Source organism: Pseudomonas chlororaphis subsp. chlororaphis, from assembly GCF_003945765.1.
Classification (GTDB): Bacteria; Pseudomonadota; Gammaproteobacteria; order Pseudomonadales; family Pseudomonadaceae; genus Aquipseudomonas; species Aquipseudomonas chlororaphis.
The window spans coordinates 1,324,903-1,342,020 of sequence record NZ_CP027712.1 but is presented as its reverse complement, the minus strand read 5'-3'; the positions used below and the strand labels follow the sequence as shown (position 1 = coordinate 1,342,020).

The window sequence follows — 17,118 nt, the reverse complement described above, 5'->3', positions numbered from 1 at the left end:
CGAGCCATTAGCGCAGCCCCTCCAGCCAGCCATCAAGACTTCTGAAGGCATCATTGAAGGTGCGATCGAGCTGCAACGGCGTGATCGACACATAGCCCTGCATGATGGCGTGGAAGTCCGTACCCGGGCCACCGTCCTCGGCGTCCCCCGCCGCAGCAATCCAATAACCGGCCTTGCCGCGCGGGTCGACCGTCTTCATCGGCGCCGCCGCACGGGCGCGATGGCCCAGGCGGGTCAGCTGAATGCCGCGAATATGATCAAGGGGCAGATTGGGAATGTTCACGTTCAGCACGGTACGTGGTGGCAGATCCAGCTGCCCGTGGGCCTCGACCAGTTTGCGGGCGAAATAGGCAGCCGTCGGCAGGTTATCCACCTGACGCGAAACGAACGAAAAGGCAAACGCCGGCAGGTTCAGGAAACGCCCTTCCAGGGCTGCGGCGACGGTGCCGGAATACAGCACGTCGTCACCCAGGTTCGCCCCGAGGTTGATTCCGGACACGACCATGTCCGGATCGCGCTCCAGCAGCCCGTTGAGGCCCAGGTGCACGCAATCGGTGGGGGTGCCATTGATACTGATGAAACCGTTACTCAAGGTGTGCGGGTGCAACGGCCGGTCCAGCGTCAGCGAGCTGCTGGCGCCGCTTTTGTCCTGGTCCGGGGCGATCACCACACACTCGGCGTAATCCGCCAGCGCAGCATGAAGCGCGGCGAGACCGGGTGCTGTTACACCATCGTCGTTAGAAATCAGAATACGCATGGGCTGTCCGTCTGCCCCACCGGCACCAGATCGACGAGTTCACGCACCAATACGGTGGCGAAGCATCCGGCCGGCAGGACGAATTCCAGTTGCAGAATGTCAGGCTCGGGATAATGCCACGTCAACCCGCCAATGGGCAGCCGCAGGATGCGACGTTCGTGGCTCATTCCGGCTTTAATCAACCAATCGCGCAGATCCGCTTCGTCGGCAGCCACCTGCTGTTCCAGCAGCTGGGTCGCCCCGGCGGCAGGCGATTCGCCTTCGCCCCACTGCGGGCCGGTCGGGTGCAAGTCGAGGATGGCCAGGCGCGGATCGCTGCATTCGGCTTCGCCGGCCGGGAAAAAACTGCGGCTGTCGGTGAAGGCCAGCAGGTCGCCGACCTGGGCCCGTTGCCAGCTGCCATCGGCCACGCGCGCCGCCAGCACCCGGTTGAACAGATAGCTGCGCGCGGTGGAAAGCAGCCGCGAACGTACATTGCGCTTCTCCGGCAAGGCCTTGCGGGCGGCCCAATCACGGGCATCGACCAGGTTACCGCCGTTATGGCCAAAACGCTGGGCGCCGAAATAATTGGGGATGCCGTGTTTGGCGATCGATTGCAGGCGCTCCTCGATCCCCGCCTTGTCTGCCTTCAATTCGGTCAGGCGCAGGGTAAAGCCGTTGGCCGCATGGGCGCCGCGTTGCAGCTTGCGCTTGTGGCGGGTCAGCTTGAGGATCTTCAGCGTGTCGTTTTCAGCCGCCGACAGATCGGGATCCGCCTTGCCGGGCAACTGCACACTGAACCACTGCCGGGTCAGCGCCTGGCGATCCTTCAAGCCGGCATAGCTGACGGTGCGCAACGGCACACCCGCGGCCTTGGCAATCCGCCGCGCCGCTTCTTCGGTGTTCAAGCCGCGCTTTTCCACCCACAACCACAGGTGTTCGCCTTCGCCGGTCAGGGGAATGTCCAGGACTTCGTCGACCTGGAAGTCTTCGGCGGTGGCCTTCAGTACCGCGCTACCCAGGGCTTCGCCATAGGCCCGCGGGCCCAACAGTTGCAGTTCGTTCATGCGCGCAGCAACAAGGCAACGGAATGCACGGCGATGCCTTCTTCGCGCCCGACGAAGCCGAGCTTTTCGGTGGTGGTGGCCTTGACGTTCACTTGATCCAACTCGACTTGCAGATCCGCGGCAATCAGCGCGCGCATCGTTTCAATATGGGGAGCCATCTTCGGCGCCTGGGCCACGATGGTGTTATCGACGTTGCCGACCTTCCAGCCCTTGGCATGGATCAGTGCGACGACATGACGCAACAGCGCACGGCTGTCGGCGCCCTTGAACTGCGGATCGGTGTCCGGGAAATGTTTGCCGATGTCGCCCAGTGCGGCAGCACCCAGCAAGGCATCGCTCAGAGCATGCAACAGCACGTCGCCGTCGGAGTGGGCGAGCAGCCCGAAGCTGTGTGCAATACGCACGCCGCCCAGAGTGATGAAATCGCCTTCAGCGAAACGGTGCACATCGTAGCCGTGGCCAATACGCATAAAAAAACGCCCTGATTGAGTCAGGGCGTGATTCTACCTGCTTTGGCGGACATTAGCCGCTCAGAGCGCGCGCATGATGCTGCAGGTGGTCGCCAATGAAGCTGGCGATGAAGAAATAGCTGTGGTCGTAGCCGGGTTGCAGGCGCAACGTCAGCGGATGACCCGCGGCTTTCGCCGCCTGTTGCAGCACTTCGGGCTTGAGCTGATTGGCCAGGAAATCGTCACGATCGCCCTGGTCTACCAGCAACGGCAGCTTTTCGCTGGCCTCCTGGATCAGCACGCTGGCATCCCATTCGCGCCAGCGGGAGCGCTCTTCGCCCAGGTAACGGGAAAAGGCTTTCTGCCCCCACGGGCAATCCATCGGGTTGCTGATCGGCGCAAAAGCCGATACCGACTGGTAACGTCCCGGATTGCGCAACGCGCAGACCAGAGCACCGTGGCCGCCCATGGAGTGCCCGCTGATGCCACGCTTGTCCGAAGCCGGAAAATGCGCCTCGACCAATGCCGGCAGCTCCTGCACTACATAGTCATGCATGCGGTAATGCTCGGCCCAGGGCTGCTGGGTGGCATTCAGATAGAACCCGGCCCCCAGGCCGAAATCCCAGGCGCCATCCGGATCGCCCGGCACGCCTGGGCCACGCGGACTGGTGTCCGGCGCGACGATGATCAACCCCAGCTCGGCGGCCAGGCGCTGGGCACCGGCCTTGTGCATAAAGTTCTCGTCGGTGCAGGTCAGGCCGGACAACCAGTACAGCACCGGCAGCTTGCCGCCCTGCTCTGCCTGCGGCGGCAGGTACACGGCGAACACCATGTCGCAGCCCAGCACCTGGGAATGATGCTTGTAGCGTTTGTGCCAGCCGCCGAAGCTTTTCTGGCAGGACAGGTTTTCCAGAGTCATGGGTATTTCAGTCGCAAGCTGCAAGCTTCAAGCGGCAAGAGGGGATGAACCTGCTTGCAACTGACGGCTTGCAGCTTGCCACTGCTCCTTAGAAATGAATGACGGTGCGGATGCTCTTGCCTTCGTGCATCAGGTCGAAGGCCTTGTTGATGTCCTCCAGCCCCATGGTGTGGGTGATGAAGGTGTCCAGCGGGATTTCACCGCTCTGGGCCATTTCCACATAGCTTGGCAACTCGGAGCGGCCACGCACGCCACCGAACGCCGAACCGCGCCAGACGCGTCCGGTAACCAGCTGGAACGGACGGGTAGAGATTTCCTGGCCGGCACCGGCCACGCCGATGATCACCGACTCACCCCAGCCCTTGTGGCAGCATTCCAATGCGGCACGCATCAGCTGCACGTTGCCGATGCACTCGAAGGAGAAGTCCACGCCGCCGTCGGTCATGTCGACGATGACCTCCTGGATCGGCCGGTCGAAGTCTTTCGGGTTCACGCAATCGGTGGCGCCCAGCTGCTTGGCGATCTCGAACTTGGCCGGGTTGATGTCGATGGCGATGATCCGGCCAGCCTTGGCTTTCACGGCACCGATCACCGCCGACAGGCCGATGCCGCCCAGGCCGAAGATCGCCACGGTGTCGCCAGCCTTGACCTTGGCGGTATTGATCACCGCGCCGATCCCGGTGGTGACGCCGCAACCCAGCAGGCAGACCTTTTCCAGAGGTGCTTCTTTAGGGATCTTGGCCACCGAGATTTCCGGCAACACGGTGTACTCGGAAAAGGTCGAGGTGCCCATGTAGTGGAAAATCGGCTGGCCTTTATAGGAGAAACGGGTGGTGCCGTCCGGCATCAGGCCCTTGCCCTGGGTAGCTCGGATCGCCTGGCACAGGTTGGTCTTGCCCGACAGGCAGAATTTGCACTTGCCGCATTCCGGGGTGTACAGCGGGATCACGTGATCGCCCACGGCCACCGAGGTCACGCCCTCGCCGATGGCCTCGACCACGGCGCCGCCTTCGTGACCGAGGATCGACGGGAAGATACCTTCCGGATCGGCCCCGGACAGGGTGTAGGCGTCGGTGTGGCACACGCCGGAAGCGACGACCCGCAACAACACCTCGCCAGCCTTGGGCATGGCGACATCGACCTCAACGATCTCAAGGGGTTTCTTGGCCTCGAAGGCAACGGCAGCGCGCGACTTGATCATCCTGGGTCTCCAGCGAATAAAAACGAGACAGGGAGTGTAAAACAGCGCCTGACGATGAATAATCCGAACAAAAGCAAAACATTATTGCTGTACAGGGATAATCACCATGAACGAGAACCGCTGGGAAGGCATCGACGAATTCGTCGCCGTGGCCGAGTGCAGCCAGTTCACCGCCGCCGCGGAGCGCCTCGGGGTGTCGTCCTCCCATATCAGCCGGCAGATCGTCCGCCTGGAAGAACGGCTGCAGACCCGCCTGCTGTATCGCAGTACCCGCCGAGTGACCCTGACCGAGGCCGGGCAGACTTTCTTGCAGCATTGCCAGCGCCTGCAGGACGGGCGCGAAGAGGCATTGCGCGCCGTCGGCGACCTGACCAGCGAGCCCAAGGGCATGCTGCGCATGACCTGTGCGGTGGCCTACGGTGAGCGGTTTATCGTGCCGCTGGTCACCAGTTTCATGGGCCTTTATCCGCAACTGCGGGTGGATATCGAACTGAGCAACCGGCCCCTGGACCTAGTGCACGAAGGTCTGGACCTGGCCATTCGCCTCGGTCGCCTGCAGGACTCACGACTGGTGGCGACCCGCCTGGCGCCACGCCGCATGTACCTCTGCGCCTCACCGTCCTACCTGGAACGCTACGGCCGCCCCCACAGCCTGTCGGAATTGAGTCGCCACAACTGCCTGATCGGCAGCTCGGACATCTGGCAACTGGAGCAGGACGGCCGCGAGTTCTCCCAGCGGGTGCAAGGCAACTGGCGCTGCAACAGCGGGCAGGCCGTGCTGGATGCAGCGCTACAGGGGGTTGGCCTCTGCCAGCTACCGGATTATTACGTGCTGGAGCATTTGCATCAGGGCAGCCTGATTTCCCTGCTCGAGGCGCATCAGCCGCCGAATACCGCGGTGTGGGCGCTGTATCCGCAACAACGGCATCTGTCGCCCAAGGTGCGCAAGCTGGTGGACTATCTCAAGGAGGGGTTGGCCAAACGGCCGGAGTACAAGGATTGATCCGTAGCCGCTGCGGCAGGCTGCGATCGGCTTGAAGTACATGACGACTACAAAAACGCGTCCCGTTCCGGGCCGTTCGCAGCCTGCGGCAGCGGCTACAGGGGCCCGCGAAAAGCTACGCTCAGCGGCGATTGGCCCAACGCTGGCGCAGCCACTCCAGGTCTTCCGGACGGGTCACCTTGAGGTTGTCCGAACGCCCTTCGATCAGGCGTGGCGCCTGGCCGGCCCATTCCATCGCCGACGCTTCATCGGTAATCGCCACATCCGCCACCAGGCTGTCGGCCAAGGCGCGATGCAAGGCGCCAAGACGGAACATCTGCGGCGTATAGGCTTGCCAGATCAGGCTGCGGTCCACGGTTTCCAGCACCCGTCCGTGCTTGTCGATCCGCTTCAGAGTGTCACGGGCCGGCACCGCGAGCAGGCCGCCCACCGGGTCATCCGCCAGTTCACTCAGCAGCTTGTCCAGGTCATCACGGGACAGGTTCGGTCGTGCGGCATCGTGAACCAGCACCCAGTCTTCATCCGCAGCGCCCTGGGCATGCAGATGGAGCAAGGCATTGAGGACCGATCCGGAACGCTCCGCACCGCCTTCGACCCGCTGGATCCTTGGGTCGTGGGCACAGGCCAGGGTCGGCCAGTAAGGATCGTCAAGCGCCAGGCTGACCACCAGCCCCTTCAGGCAAGGATGGTCGAGGAAACAGCCGAGGCTGTGTTCGAGAATAGTGCGCCCGCCCAGTTGCAAGTATTGCTTGGGACGGTCCGCGGCCATGCGGGCACCGACGCCCGCGGCAGGAATCACGGCCCAGAAGGCCGGTAACGACTGGATCATTGGGCCAACTGGTAGAGGGTTTCGCCCTCCTTGACCATGCCCAGTTCATGACGAGCCCGCTCTTCCACGGTCTCCATGCCTTTCTTCAATTCCATGACTTCCGCGTCGAGTACACGATTGCGCTCCAGCAAGCGCTCGTTTTCAGCGCGCTGATCGGCAATTTGCTGAGTCAGGTCGGTTACCTGCGCCAAGCTGCCATTCCCCACCCAGAGGCGGTACTGCAGGCCAGCCAGCAGCAAGAGCAAGACGAGGAACAACCAATTGGGACTGCGCATCGAATATCGGGTATCCAGTGAAAAAAGACAGCCATGCCAACAACTTCGAACCTACTGACAGCACGAAGCCTGGAAGAACCAGGCTTGTGCTCTTAAGGCATCAGATTAGTGGCAAAAACCTCGCTGATGCGATTTTTCTGACCCAATCCGGTGTCTTTGTACCATCTACCGCTTAACCGCGAAACTCGCTGCGGCCGTTGTACTTGGCCTTGCCATTCAATTGCTCTTCGATACGCAGCAATTGGTTGTACTTGGACACGCGGTCGGAACGGCACAGCGAACCGGTCTTGATCTGGCCAGCCGAGGTGCCCACGGCCAGGTCGGCAATGGTCGAGTCTTCGGTTTCGCCGGAACGGTGCGAAATCACTGCGGTGTAACCGGCAGCCTTGGCCATCTGGATGGCTTCCAGGGTTTCGGTCAGGGTGCCGATCTGGTTGAACTTGATCAGGATCGAGTTGGCGATCTTCTTGTCGATGCCTTCTTTCAGGATCTTGGTGTTGGTCACGAACAGGTCGTCGCCCACCAGTTGGGTCTTCTCGCCGATCTTGTCGGTGAGGATCTTCCAGCCAGCCCAGTCGGACTCGTCCAGACCGTCTTCGATGGAGATGATCGGGTAGCGCTCGGTCAGGCCTTTCAGGTAGTCGGCGAAACCTTCAGCGGTGAACACCTGGCCTTCGCCGGACAGGTTGTACTTGCCGTCTTCGAAGAACTCGCTGGCTGCACAGTCCAGAGCCAGGGTCACGTCGGTGCCCAGCTTGTAACCGGCGTTGGCCACGGCTTCGGAGATCACTTTCAGCGCGTCTTCGTTGGAAGCCAGGTTCGGCGCGAAACCACCTTCATCACCCACGGCGGTGCTCAGGCCACGGGCTTTCAGCACAGCCTTGAGGTGATGGAAAATCTCGGTGCCCATGCGCAGGCCTTCGGAGAAGGACTTGGCGCCCACCGGCTGCACCATGAATTCCTGGATGTCGACGTTGTTATCGGCGTGCTCGCCACCGTTGATGATATTCATCATCGGCACTGGCATCGAGTAGACGCCCGGTGTGCCGTTCAGGTTGGCGATGTGCGCGTACAGCGGCAGGTCCTGGTCCTGTGCTGCTGCCTTGGCCGCGGCCAGGGAAACGGCGAGGATCGCGTTGGCGCCCAGGGTTGCCTTGTTGTCGGTACCGTCCAGCTTGATCATCGCCTGATCGAGGAATTTCTGGTCGCTTGGGTCTTTACCCAGCAGCAGGTCACGGATCGGACCATTGATGTTGGCTACGGCCTTCAGTACGCCCTTGCCCAGGTAACGGCTCTTGTCGCCATCACGCAGCTCCAGCGCTTCACGCGAGCCGGTGGAGGCACCGGACGGCGCGCAGGCGCTGCCGATGATGCCGTTATCGAGAAGCACGTCCGCTTCGACGGTGGGGTTGCCACGGGAGTCGAGAACTTCACGACCTTTGATGTCGACGATTTTTGCCATTGTTGTAAACACTCCAAAGTTGACGAAAACGACGCAGCTGAAGGGAATCTCTTTACCGTCGGCAAGCAGGGAACAGGAGGCAGACTTGCAGACGATAAGGCTCAGGCCCGCGGGCCTGAGCAATTAATCGTGCGGTACTTTACCGGAGAAATCGGTTTTACGCGGTCTCTACCGTCGGAAAACTCTTAACCAGTTCGTCCAGGGCCTTGAGCTGAGCCAGGAAAGGTTCGAGCTTGTCCAGGCGCAGGGCGCATGGACCGTCGCATTTGGCGTTGTCCGGGTCCGGGTGGGCTTCCAGGAACAGGCCGGCCAGGGACTGGCTCATGCCGGCCTTGGCCAGGTCGGTGACCTGGGCACGGCGACCGCCAGCCGAATCGGCGCGACCGCCGGGCATTTGCAGCGCGTGGGTCACATCAAAGAACACCGGGTATTCGAACTGCTTCATGATGCCGAAGCCGAGCATGTCCACCACCAGGTTGTTGTAGCCGAAGCTCGAACCACGCTCGCAGAGGATCAACTGATCGTTACCCGCCTCCTCGCATTTGCTCAGGATGTGTTTCATTTCCTGGGGCGCGAGGAACTGGGCTTTCTTGATGTTGATCACCGCACCAGTCTTGGCCATCGCGACCACCAGGTCGGTCTGGCGCGACAGGAAGGCCGGCAACTGAATGATGTCGCAGACCTCGGCGACGATCGCGGCCTGGTGCGGCTCGTGGACGTCGGTGATGATCGGCACGCCGAAGGCTTGCTTGATGTCCTGGAAGATGCGCATGCCCTCTTCCAGGCCAGGACCACGATAAGAGGTCACAGAAGACCGGTTGGCCTTGTCGAAACTGGCCTTGAACACGTAAGGGATACCGAGCTTTTCGGTGACCTTCACGTACTCTTCGCAGACCTGCATGGCCATGTCACGGCTTTCCAGCACGTTCATGCCGCCGAACAGCACCATGGGCTTGTCGTTGGCAATCTCGATGTCGCCAACGCGGATGATCTTCTGTGCCATCGGGGTTACGCCTTCTTCTGGTGTTGAGCCAAAGCCGCCTTGACGAAGCCACTGAACAGCGGATGGCCGTCACGCGGAGTCGAGGTGAACTCAGGGTGGAACTGGCAGGCGACGAACCATGGATGATCCTGCGCCTCGACCACTTCAACCAGCGCGCCATCGCCGGAACGACCGGAAATCTTCAGACCGGCGTCGATCAGCTGCGGCAGCAGGTTGTTGTTCACTTCGTAGCGATGACGGTGACGCTCGACGATCACGTCCTTGGCGTAGCAATCGTGCACCTTGGAGCCAGCTTCGAGCAGGCATTCCTGAGCGCCGAGACGCATGGTGCCACCCAGGTCGGAAGCTTCGGTGCGGGTTTCGACGGCACCGGTGGCATCAGCCCACTCGGTGATCAGGCCGACGACCGGGTGACCGCTGGCGCGATCGAACTCGGTGGAGTTGGCGTCTTTCCAGCCCATGACGTTACGAGCGAACTCGATCACGGCCACTTGCATGCCCAGGCAGATACCCAGGTACGGCACTTTGTTTTCGCGAGCGTATTGGACGGCGGTGATCTTGCCTTCCACGCCACGCAGACCGAAGCCGCCTGGAACCAGGATCGCATCGACGCCTTCAAGCAGCGCGGTGCCCTGATTCTCGATGTCTTCGGAATCGATATAACGCAGGTTGACCTTGGTGCGGTTGGTGATGCCGGCGTGACTCATCGCTTCGATCAGCGACTTGTAGGCGTCCAGCAGCTCCATGTACTTGCCGACCATGGCGATGGTGACTTCGTGCTCGGGGTTGAGCTTGGCGTCGACCACCTTTTCCCACTCGGACAGATCGGCACCGTTGCATTGCAGGCCGAAACGCTCGACGACGAAATCGTCCAGACCCTGGGCGTGCAGCACGGCCGGGATCTTGTAGATGGTGTCGACGTCTTCCAGGGAGATCACCGCGCGCTCTTCAACGTTGGTGAACAGCGCGATCTTGCGACGCGAGGACACATCCACCGGATGGTCGGAGCGGCAGATCAGCACGTCAGGCTGAAGGCCGATCGAACGCAGCTCTTTCACCGAGTGCTGGGTTGGCTTGGTCTTGGTCTCGCCAGCGGTGGCGATGTACGGAACCAGGGTCAGGTGCATCAGCATCGCGCGCTTGGAACCGACTTCGACACGCAGTTGGCGGATGGCCTCGAGGAACGGTTGCGACTCGATGTCGCCCACGGTGCCGCCGATTTCTACCAGGGCCACGTCGGCATCGCCGGCGCCCTTGATGATGCGGCGCTTGATCTCGTCGGTGATGTGCGGAATCACCTGGATGGTGGCGCCCAGGTAGTCACCACGGCGCTCTTTGCGCAGCACGTGCTCGTAGACGCGACCGGTGGTGAAGTTGTTGTTCTGGGTCATGGTCGTGCGGATGAACCGCTCGTAGTGGCCCAGGTCCAGGTCAGTCTCGGCGCCGTCGTGGGTGACGAACACTTCACCGTGCTGGAACGGGCTCATGGTGCCCGGGTCGACGTTGATGTACGGGTCCAGCTTGAGCATGGTGACCTTAAGTCCCCGCGCCTCCAGGATGGCCGCCAATGAAGCCGAGGCAATGCCTTTCCCCAATGAAGAAACAACACCGCCCGTGACGAATATGTAGCGCGTCATGAAAAACCCTAGAAGTCTGCGTTAAAGCGGTCCGAGCCGCCGGGGAAAGCGAAGGAAGGCCGAAGCCCCCGATCACCTGCATTAATCACAGTGCACCTTTCAAAAAAACCGCCGCGTTGGGACAGACCGGAAGAGAAAACACCGGTACGTTGCTCGCTACACATTTTTTGGAATCGCCCAGCAAAGACTGCTTGGTAATCGGCAACTCCTGCAATTCAGGCGAATCCACAGAAGTTGTATCAAGAAGGGAGCGTAGTCTACCGGAAAGGGACTTTCAGCTCAAACCTTGATCGCTCGAAGGCGGCTGCCAATGCAATTGCCAACCTTCATGGGCATTTGCGTCAAGACCTGGCAGGTTCGCCACCGCGAGCAATTCTTCGCCTCGATACAGCAGCGGCAATCTGCCACGGACGAAGGCTGGCAGACCTGCCTCGTTGAGCAGACGCTTGAGGTCGCGGTGGCCGCGTCCTGGCAGTTGCATCACCTCCCCTCCTTGACGGTAGCGCACTTGCAAAGGTCCTTGCGGCGCGCCACCGATGAGTTGCAGTTGACCATTACCTGGCAACGGCAGAGGCGCAGCGGTATCGACCCAACTCGGTGCAGACAGTACGGGGTGCAGCCAGCTATCCGACAACCACCAGACGCGCCCTGCCGCCCGCTGCAACTCGCCCTGCCCCAGCCGCCATACCGGACGGCTGTCGCCCGCGGCATCGCGCAGCGTCTGCCAGCCCACCCAGTGATCGCTGTCCGGCAGCGGCGTGAAGCGGCTCAACCAGTGACTCAGGGCATTGCGCTGGCGCGCCTGCGACAAGCCGAGCAAAGGCGCCAGCGCCAGGGACGGCAACCCCAGCCACTCGAACTCAACGCCCTTGACCGCCTCTTGCAGATCGATAATGGCCAGCTCATCCAGCAACTCCCGGGCCTCGCGCAAATGCGCCGCGCTACGCGCCATGCTGCTGGCAGCTTGTGGCCAGCGGGCGGTCAGCAACGGGAATACCCGATGGCGCAGGTAATTGCGGGAGAACTGCCGGTCCTGGTTGGAGGGATCGTCGATCCAGTGCAACTGGTGATCCCGAGCGTAGCGCTCCAGTTCGTCGCGGGAGACGTCGAGCAAAGGCCGCAGCAAATGCCCCTGCCCCAACGCACGCGACGCCGGCATGGCCGACAGCCCCCTGACTCCGGCCCCACGCAGCAGACGGAACAACAGGGTTTCCGCCTGATCGTCGCGGTGCTGGGCCGTCAGCAGCAACTCATTGCAGCCGGTTACCTCTTCGAACACGGCATAACGCGCTTCCCGCGCCGCGCGCTCGAGACTGGCTCCTGGTTGCACCTGCACCGCCACTACCTGCAACGGCACAGCCAAAGCCTCGCACTGGGCCCGGCAATGCTCCGGCCAGGCGTCAGCCGCAGCCTGAAGGCCGTGATGCACGTGTATGGCAGTCAAAGGGGGAAGACTGTGTCGCTGCCTGAGTTGGGCCAGCAGGTGCAGCAGGACGGTGGAATCGAGGCCACCAGAGAATGCGATGCGCCAGGCCGATCGATCCAGCCAGGGCAGGAGGCGTTGCAGCAGTTTTTGCGTGAGGGCTGTATCGAATGGGCTCATGAATGGAGCGGATCCTGAGTAGAGACCGAGCGTGCTCGCAATGCCTGAAAAGCCTCGACCTGAATGGCCGAGGCGCCCATTTCGCGAGCAAGCCCGCCCCTACAAGGAGCGTCGATCTATCAGAGACCGTAGCTCATCAGGCGATCGTAACGACGCGCCAGCAGTGTGTCGTTATCCATCTTCTTGAGCATCGCCAGTTGGGAAGTCAGCTCGGTGCGGATCAGCGCGGCCGCCGCAGCCGGATCACGGTGCGCGCCACCCAGTGGCTCGCTGATGACCTTGTCGACAATGCCCAGGCCTTTCAGGCGTTCGGCGGTGATGCCCATGGCTTCGGCGGCATCCGGCGCTTTCTCGGCGGTTTTCCACAGGATCGAGGCGCAGCCTTCCGGCGAAATTACCGCGTAAGTGGAGTACTGCAGCATATTCAGCTGATCGCAGACACCAATGGCCAGCGCACCGCCAGAACCACCTTCACCGATCACGGTGGCGATGATCGGGGTTTTCAGGCGTGCCATGACCCGCAGGTTCCAGGCAATGGCCTCGCTCTGGTTACGCTCTTCGGCGTCGATGCCCGGGTAGGCGCCCGGAGTGTCGATGAAGGTCAGGATCGGCATCTTGAAGCGCTCGGCCATTTCCATCAGGCGGCAGGCCTTGCGATAGCCTTCAGGACGCGGCATACCGAAGTTGCGGCGGACCTTCTCGCGCACTTCACGGCCTTTCTGGTGACCGATGATCATGACCGGCTGGTCGTCCAGGCGGGCAACGCCGCCGACGATCGCAGCGTCGTCGGAGAAGTGGCGATCGCCATGCAGTTCGTCGAACTCGGTGAAGATGTGCTCGATGTAGTCCAGGGTGTACGGACGACGCGGATGACGCGCCAGGCGTGCGATCTGCCAGCTGGTCAGCTTGCCGAAGATGTCCTCGGTCAGGGTGCTGCTCTTGTCTTGCAGGCGGGAGATCTCATCGCCGATATTCAGCGAATTGTCATTACCGACCAAGCGCAACTCTTCGATCTTGGCTTGCAGGTCGGCGATCGGCTGTTCGAAATCAAGAAAATTCGGGTTCATAGGCGTCCGTCTTGGGTCGACGTCCAAGAGAGCTTGGGCCGGCCGGTTGTCTATTCGCGCCCTACCTTAAGGGAGAGGCGCGTTCAGGTCGAGATTAAAAATTCGGGTCGAGATCGGCGCACTTTTATGGCGCCAGACCGTCAACGGTATTGGAGGAAGACGTTGTCTCGCCCGAACTGGTCACGCAGGGCTTGAATCAAGGCATCCGCCGGATCGATCCGCCAGGCTTCGCCGAACTGCAGCAAGGCCTTGGCGTCCTCCTTGGTGTACTCCATGGAGATCGGGCAAGCGCCGCGATGGCGTTTGCACAACTCCCCCAGCCAGCGTAGCTGATCGCCCTTGAGGGCTTCGGTATGCACCTTCAGGCGCAGGCTTTCCGCCAGGTTGGTGCGCGCATCTTCCATGCTCATCACCCGCTTGACCCGCAGGCGCAGGCCGCCGGAGAAGTCGTCGTTGCTGACCTCGCCCTCGACCACCACCATCGCGTCGGTCTGCAGCAGGGACTGGGCCGAATGGAAGGCCTCGGCGAACAGCGAAGCCTCGATCCGCCCCGAACGATCATCAAGGGTAATGAACCCCATCTTGTCGCCCTTCTTGTTCTTCATGACCCGCAGGGCAATGATCATGCCCGCGACGGTCTGGGTATCGCGCGCCGGCTTCAGGTCGACAATGCGCTGGCGGGCGAAACGGCGGATCTCACCTTCGTATTCGTCGATCGGGTGCCCGGTCAGGTACAGGCCGAGGGTATCTTTCTCCCCTTTCAGGCGCTCCTTGAGGGTCAGTTCCTTGGCCTTGCGATGATTGGCGTAGACGTCCGCATCTTCTTCGACGAAGACCCCGCCGAACAGGTCGGCGTGGCCACTGTCGGCGGTACGCGCGGTCTGCTCGGCCGCCTTGACTGCTTCCTCCAGGGCCGACAACAGCACCGCGCGGTTGCGGTCGATGTTGGCCTGGTAAGCCTTGATTTCGTCGTGGAAGTAGGGCCCCAGGCGGTCCAGGGCACCACTGCGGATCAAGGCATCGAGGGTACGCTTGTTGATGCGCTTGAGGTCGACCCGGCTGCAGAAGTCGAACAGGTCCTTGAACGGGCCACCTTCGGCACGAGCCTCGACGATCGCCTCCACCGGCCCCTCGCCCACGCCCTTGATCGCTCCCAGGCCATAGACGATGCGGCCGTCGTTATTAACGGTGAACTTGAAGTCGGAACTGTTCACATCTGGAGCATCGAGGCGCAGCTTCATGCTGCGCACTTCTTCGATCAGCACCACCACCTTGTCGGTGTTGTGCATATCCGCGGACAGTACCGCGGCCATGAAAGGCGCCGGGTGATGCGTCTTGAGCCATGCAGTCTGGTAGGACACCAGGCCGTAGGCGGCCGAGTGGGACTTGTTGAAACCGTAGCCGGCGAACTTTTCCACCAGGTCGAAGATGTTGCCCGCCAGGTCGGCATCGATATTGTTGTTGGCGCAACCTTCGATGAAGCCGCCGCGTTGCTTGGCCATCTCCTCGGGTTTTTTCTTACCCATGGCACGACGCAGCATGTCGGCCCCGCCAAGGGTGTAGCCCGCCATCACCTGGGCAATCTGCATCACCTGTTCCTGATACAGAATGATGCCGTAGGTCGGCGCCAGTACCGGCCGCAGGCCCTCGTACTGGTAGTCCGGATGCGGATAGGCCAGTTCGGCGCGACCGTGCTTACGGTTGATGAAGTCGTCCACCATGCCTGATTGCAACGGACCAGGACGGAACAACGCTACCAGTGCGATCAGGTCTTCCAGACAGTCGGGCTTGAGCTTTTTGATCAGCTCTTTCATGCCTCGGGATTCGAGCTGGAACACCGCAGTGGTCTCGGCCTTCTGCAACAGCTCGTAAGTCTTCTTGTCGTCCAGCGGGATGAAGTCGATGTTGACATCGGGCAGGTTCTTTTTGACCTGCTCGCGGTTGATGGTCTCCATCGCCCACTTGATGATGGTCAGGGTCCGCAGGCCGAGGAAGTCGAACTTCACCAGGCCGGCGGCCTCGACGTCGTCCTTGTCGAACTGGGTTACCAGGCCATCACCGGCTTCGTCGCAGTAGATCGGCGAGAAGTCGGTCAGCTTGGTCGGGGCGATAACCACACCACCGGCGTGCTTGCCGACGTTACGCACCACGCCCTCGAGCTTGCGCGCCATTTCCCAGATTTCCGCCGCTTCTTCATCGACCTTGATGAAGTCACGCAGGATTTCTTCCTGCTCGTAGGCTTTTTCCAGGGTCATGCCGACTTCGAAGGGAATCATCTTCGACAAACGGTCAGCCAGGCCGTAAGACTTGCCCTGCACCCGCGCCACGTCACGCACCACCGCCTTGGCGGCCATGGAACCGAAGGTGATGATCTGGCTTACCGCGTTACGGCCATATTTCTCGGCCACGTAGTCGATGACCCGGTCACGACCGTCCATGCAGAAGTCGACGTCGAAGTCGGGCATGGAAACCCGTTCCGGGTTGAGGAAACGTTCGAACAGCAGGTCGTAGGCCAGCGGGTCGAGGTCGGTGATCTTCTGCACATAGGCCACCAGGGAGCCGGCACCCGACCCTCGGCCTGGTCCCACCGGCACACCGTTGCTCTTGGCCCACTGGATAAAGTCCATAACGATCAGGAAGTAACCGGGGAACCCCATCTGGATGATGATATCCAGCTCGAAATTCAGCCGGTCGACATACACCTGGCGCTTGGCTTCATAGTCTTCGGTGGTGTCCTTGGGCAGCAGCACGCTGAGGCGCTCTTCCAGCCCGTCGAACGACACCTTGCGGAAATACTCATCGATGGTCATGCCATCGGGAATCGGATAGTCAGGCAAGAAGTGCTTGCCCAGCTTCACTTCGATATTGCAGCGCTTGGCGATCTCGACCGTATTTTCCAGGGCCTCGGGCAGGTCGCTGAACAGCTCGGCCATTTCCTCGGCGCTTTTCAGGTACTGCTGGTCGCTGTAGTTCTTCGAACGGCGCGGGTCGTCGAGGGCACGGCCTTCACCGATGCAGACCCGGGTTTCATGGGCCTCGAAGTCTTCGCGCTTGATGAACCGCACATCGTTGGTCGCCACCAGCGGCGCGCCGATCTTGTCCGCCAGGGCCACAGCTGCGTGCAACTGCTCTTCGTCGTTGGGACGGTTGGTACGCTGCACTTCCAGATAGAAACGATCCGGGAACACCGCCATCCACTCGCGTGCCAGGGTTTGCGCTTCTTGCAGGTCACCAGCGAGCAGGGCAATACCGATTTCACCCTCTTTCGCGGCCGAGAGCATGATCAGGCCTTCGGCGGCCTCGGCCACCCACTCGCGCTCGATGATGATCTGGCCATTACGCTGGCCATCGATGAAGCCGCGGGAAATCAGCTCAGTCAGGTTGCGATAGCCCACGGCATTCATCACCAGCAGGCTGATGCGGCTCAGTGGATTCTCGGGATCCTTGTTCGACAGCCACAAGTCGGCGCCACAGATCGGCTTGATCCCGGTGCCCATGGCCGCCTTGTAGAACTTGACCAGGGAACACATGTTGTTCTGGTCGGTAACCGCCACGGCGGGCATGCCCATGCCGGCCAACGTCTTGACCAGCGGTTTGATCCGCACCAGACCGTCAACCAGGGAATATTCAGTGTGCAGGCGTAGATGAACGAATGAAGCCGGCATAGTGATCCTGTAAGAAAGCGCGAAAACAACAAGGCCCGGAAATCCGGCGATTTAAAGGGGTCGAGCTCGGTAATACTGCGTTGAACAGCGGCTCAAAATGCTCATTGACTAACGTCAACTGCGCTTTATCACCACCGTTCGCCTTGTCTTACCTTCGCTCTTCGCCCTCTAAAACAGCCGGATTGTACCGGGCCTTCGCTAA

At 61.3% G+C, this 17,118-nt stretch carries 14 protein-coding genes; 1 reads left to right on the top strand and 13 read right to left on the bottom strand.

Going from position 1 to position 17,118, the window contains the following annotated elements:
- Positions 1 to 7: 7 nt before the first annotated feature.
- The 5 genes from surE to C4K27_RS05920 all read right to left on the bottom strand — a co-directional run bounded on the left by surE (position 8) and on the right by C4K27_RS05920 (position 4,372).
- Positions 8 to 757 (bottom strand): 5'/3'-nucleotidase SurE, encoded by a 750-nt coding sequence (gene surE / locus C4K27_RS05940; RefSeq protein ID WP_007924030.1) that lies wholly within the window; start codon positions 755 to 757, stop codon positions 8 to 10.
- Entirely contained in the window at positions 745 to 1,803 is a 1,059-nt protein-coding gene (gene truD, locus C4K27_RS05935) for a tRNA pseudouridine(13) synthase TruD (RefSeq protein WP_053259808.1), read from the bottom strand. Before truD ends, surE begins: the two co-directional genes overlap by 13 nt.
- Entirely contained in the window at positions 1,800 to 2,273 is a 474-nt protein-coding gene (gene ispF / locus C4K27_RS05930) for a 2-C-methyl-D-erythritol 2,4-cyclodiphosphate synthase (protein ID WP_007924033.1), read from the bottom strand. Before ispF ends, truD begins: the two co-directional genes overlap by 4 nt.
- 52 nt (positions 2,274 to 2,325) lie before the next feature.
- Positions 2,326 to 3,171 (bottom strand): S-formylglutathione hydrolase, encoded by an 846-nt coding sequence (gene fghA, locus C4K27_RS05925; RefSeq protein ID WP_053259807.1) that lies wholly within the window; start codon positions 3,169 to 3,171, stop codon positions 2,326 to 2,328.
- A gap of 88 nt (positions 3,172 to 3,259) precedes the next feature.
- On the bottom strand, positions 3,260 to 4,372 hold the full coding sequence (locus C4K27_RS05920) for an S-(hydroxymethyl)glutathione dehydrogenase/class III alcohol dehydrogenase (RefSeq protein ID WP_007924035.1): 1,113 nt from the start codon (positions 4,370 to 4,372) through the stop codon (positions 3,260 to 3,262).
- 106 nt (positions 4,373 to 4,478) lie between these two features.
- Between C4K27_RS05920 and C4K27_RS05915 the strand changes: the two genes are divergently transcribed.
- Positions 4,479 to 5,375: a LysR substrate-binding domain-containing protein gene (locus tag C4K27_RS05915; protein WP_007924036.1), complete on the top strand. Its 897-nt coding sequence runs from the start codon at positions 4,479 to 4,481 to the stop codon at positions 5,373 to 5,375.
- Between the two features lie 121 nt (positions 5,376 to 5,496).
- On the opposite strand, the gene ispD is transcribed toward C4K27_RS05915, so the two are convergent.
- The 8 genes from ispD to dnaE form a co-directional block, all read right to left on the bottom strand.
- Positions 5,497 to 6,204, bottom strand: coding sequence for a 2-C-methyl-D-erythritol 4-phosphate cytidylyltransferase (gene ispD, locus C4K27_RS05910; protein ID WP_053259806.1), 708 nt, complete (start codon positions 6,202 to 6,204; stop codon positions 5,497 to 5,499).
- A complete protein-coding gene (ftsB, locus tag C4K27_RS05905; protein ID WP_007924039.1) occupies positions 6,201 to 6,479 on the bottom strand; it encodes a cell division protein FtsB in 279 nt (92 codons plus the stop codon). Before ftsB ends, ispD begins: the two co-directional genes overlap by 4 nt.
- A 172-nt stretch (positions 6,480 to 6,651) precedes the next feature.
- Positions 6,652 to 7,941 (bottom strand): phosphopyruvate hydratase, encoded by a 1,290-nt coding sequence (gene eno, locus C4K27_RS05900; protein ID WP_053259805.1) that lies wholly within the window; start codon positions 7,939 to 7,941, stop codon positions 6,652 to 6,654.
- 157 nt (positions 7,942 to 8,098) lie between these two features.
- Positions 8,099 to 8,944, bottom strand: a complete 846-nt coding sequence (kdsA, locus tag C4K27_RS05895) for a 3-deoxy-8-phosphooctulonate synthase (protein ID WP_053259804.1) — start codon at positions 8,942 to 8,944, stop codon at positions 8,099 to 8,101.
- A gap of 5 nt (positions 8,945 to 8,949) precedes the next feature.
- Positions 8,950 to 10,581 (bottom strand): CTP synthase, encoded by a 1,632-nt coding sequence (locus C4K27_RS05890; protein WP_007924045.1) that lies wholly within the window; start codon positions 10,579 to 10,581, stop codon positions 8,950 to 8,952.
- Between the two features lie 274 nt (positions 10,582 to 10,855).
- Positions 10,856 to 12,184 carry a tRNA lysidine(34) synthetase TilS gene (tilS, locus tag C4K27_RS05885; protein WP_053259803.1) on the bottom strand — a complete coding sequence of 443 codons (1,329 nt, stop codon included), beginning with the start codon at positions 12,182 to 12,184 and terminating at the stop codon, positions 10,856 to 10,858.
- A gap of 119 nt (positions 12,185 to 12,303) precedes the next feature.
- A complete protein-coding gene (locus C4K27_RS05880; RefSeq protein ID WP_053259802.1) occupies positions 12,304 to 13,251 on the bottom strand; it encodes an acetyl-CoA carboxylase carboxyltransferase subunit alpha in 948 nt (315 codons plus the stop codon).
- Positions 13,252 to 13,391: 140 nt separating this feature from the next.
- Complete coding sequence (gene dnaE, locus C4K27_RS05875; RefSeq protein ID WP_053259801.1) at positions 13,392 to 16,916, bottom strand: DNA polymerase III subunit alpha; 3,525 nt, start codon at positions 16,914 to 16,916, stop codon at positions 13,392 to 13,394.
- Positions 16,917 to 17,118 lie beyond the last annotated feature (202 nt).

Bases quoted from the DNA above. Each gene is read 5' to 3' on its own strand.
- dnaE (WP_053259801.1), bottom strand. From the start codon at position 16,916: ATGCCGGCTTCATTCGTTCATCTACGCCTGCACACTGAATATTCCCTG.
- ispD (WP_053259806.1), bottom strand. From the start codon at position 6,204: ATGATCCAGTCGTTACCGGCCTTCTGGGCCGTGATTCCTGCCGCGGGC.
- ftsB (WP_007924039.1), bottom strand. From the start codon at position 6,479: ATGCGCAGTCCCAATTGGTTGTTCCTCGTCTTGCTCTTGCTGCTGGCT.
- ispF (WP_007924033.1), bottom strand. From the start codon at position 2,273: ATGCGTATTGGCCACGGCTACGATGTGCACCGTTTCGCTGAAGGCGAT.
- truD (WP_053259808.1), bottom strand. From the start codon at position 1,803: ATGAACGAACTGCAACTGTTGGGCCCGCGGGCCTATGGCGAAGCCCTG.
- fghA (WP_053259807.1), bottom strand. From the start codon at position 3,171: ATGACTCTGGAAAACCTGTCCTGCCAGAAAAGCTTCGGCGGCTGGCAC.
- C4K27_RS05920 (WP_007924035.1), bottom strand. From the start codon at position 4,372: ATGATCAAGTCGCGCGCTGCCGTTGCCTTCGAGGCCAAGAAACCCCTT.
- C4K27_RS05915 (WP_007924036.1), top strand. From the start codon at position 4,479: ATGAACGAGAACCGCTGGGAAGGCATCGACGAATTCGTCGCCGTGGCC.
- tilS (WP_053259803.1), bottom strand. From the start codon at position 12,184: ATGAGCCCATTCGATACAGCCCTCACGCAAAAACTGCTGCAACGCCTC.
- eno (WP_053259805.1), bottom strand. From the start codon at position 7,941: ATGGCAAAAATCGTCGACATCAAAGGTCGTGAAGTTCTCGACTCCCGT.
- kdsA (WP_053259804.1), bottom strand. From the start codon at position 8,944: ATGGCACAGAAGATCATCCGCGTTGGCGACATCGAGATTGCCAACGAC.
- C4K27_RS05880 (WP_053259802.1), bottom strand. From the start codon at position 13,251: ATGAACCCGAATTTTCTTGATTTCGAACAGCCGATCGCCGACCTGCAA.
- C4K27_RS05890 (WP_007924045.1), bottom strand. From the start codon at position 10,581: ATGACGCGCTACATATTCGTCACGGGCGGTGTTGTTTCTTCATTGGGG.
- surE (WP_007924030.1), bottom strand. From the start codon at position 757: ATGCGTATTCTGATTTCTAACGACGATGGTGTAACAGCACCCGGTCTC.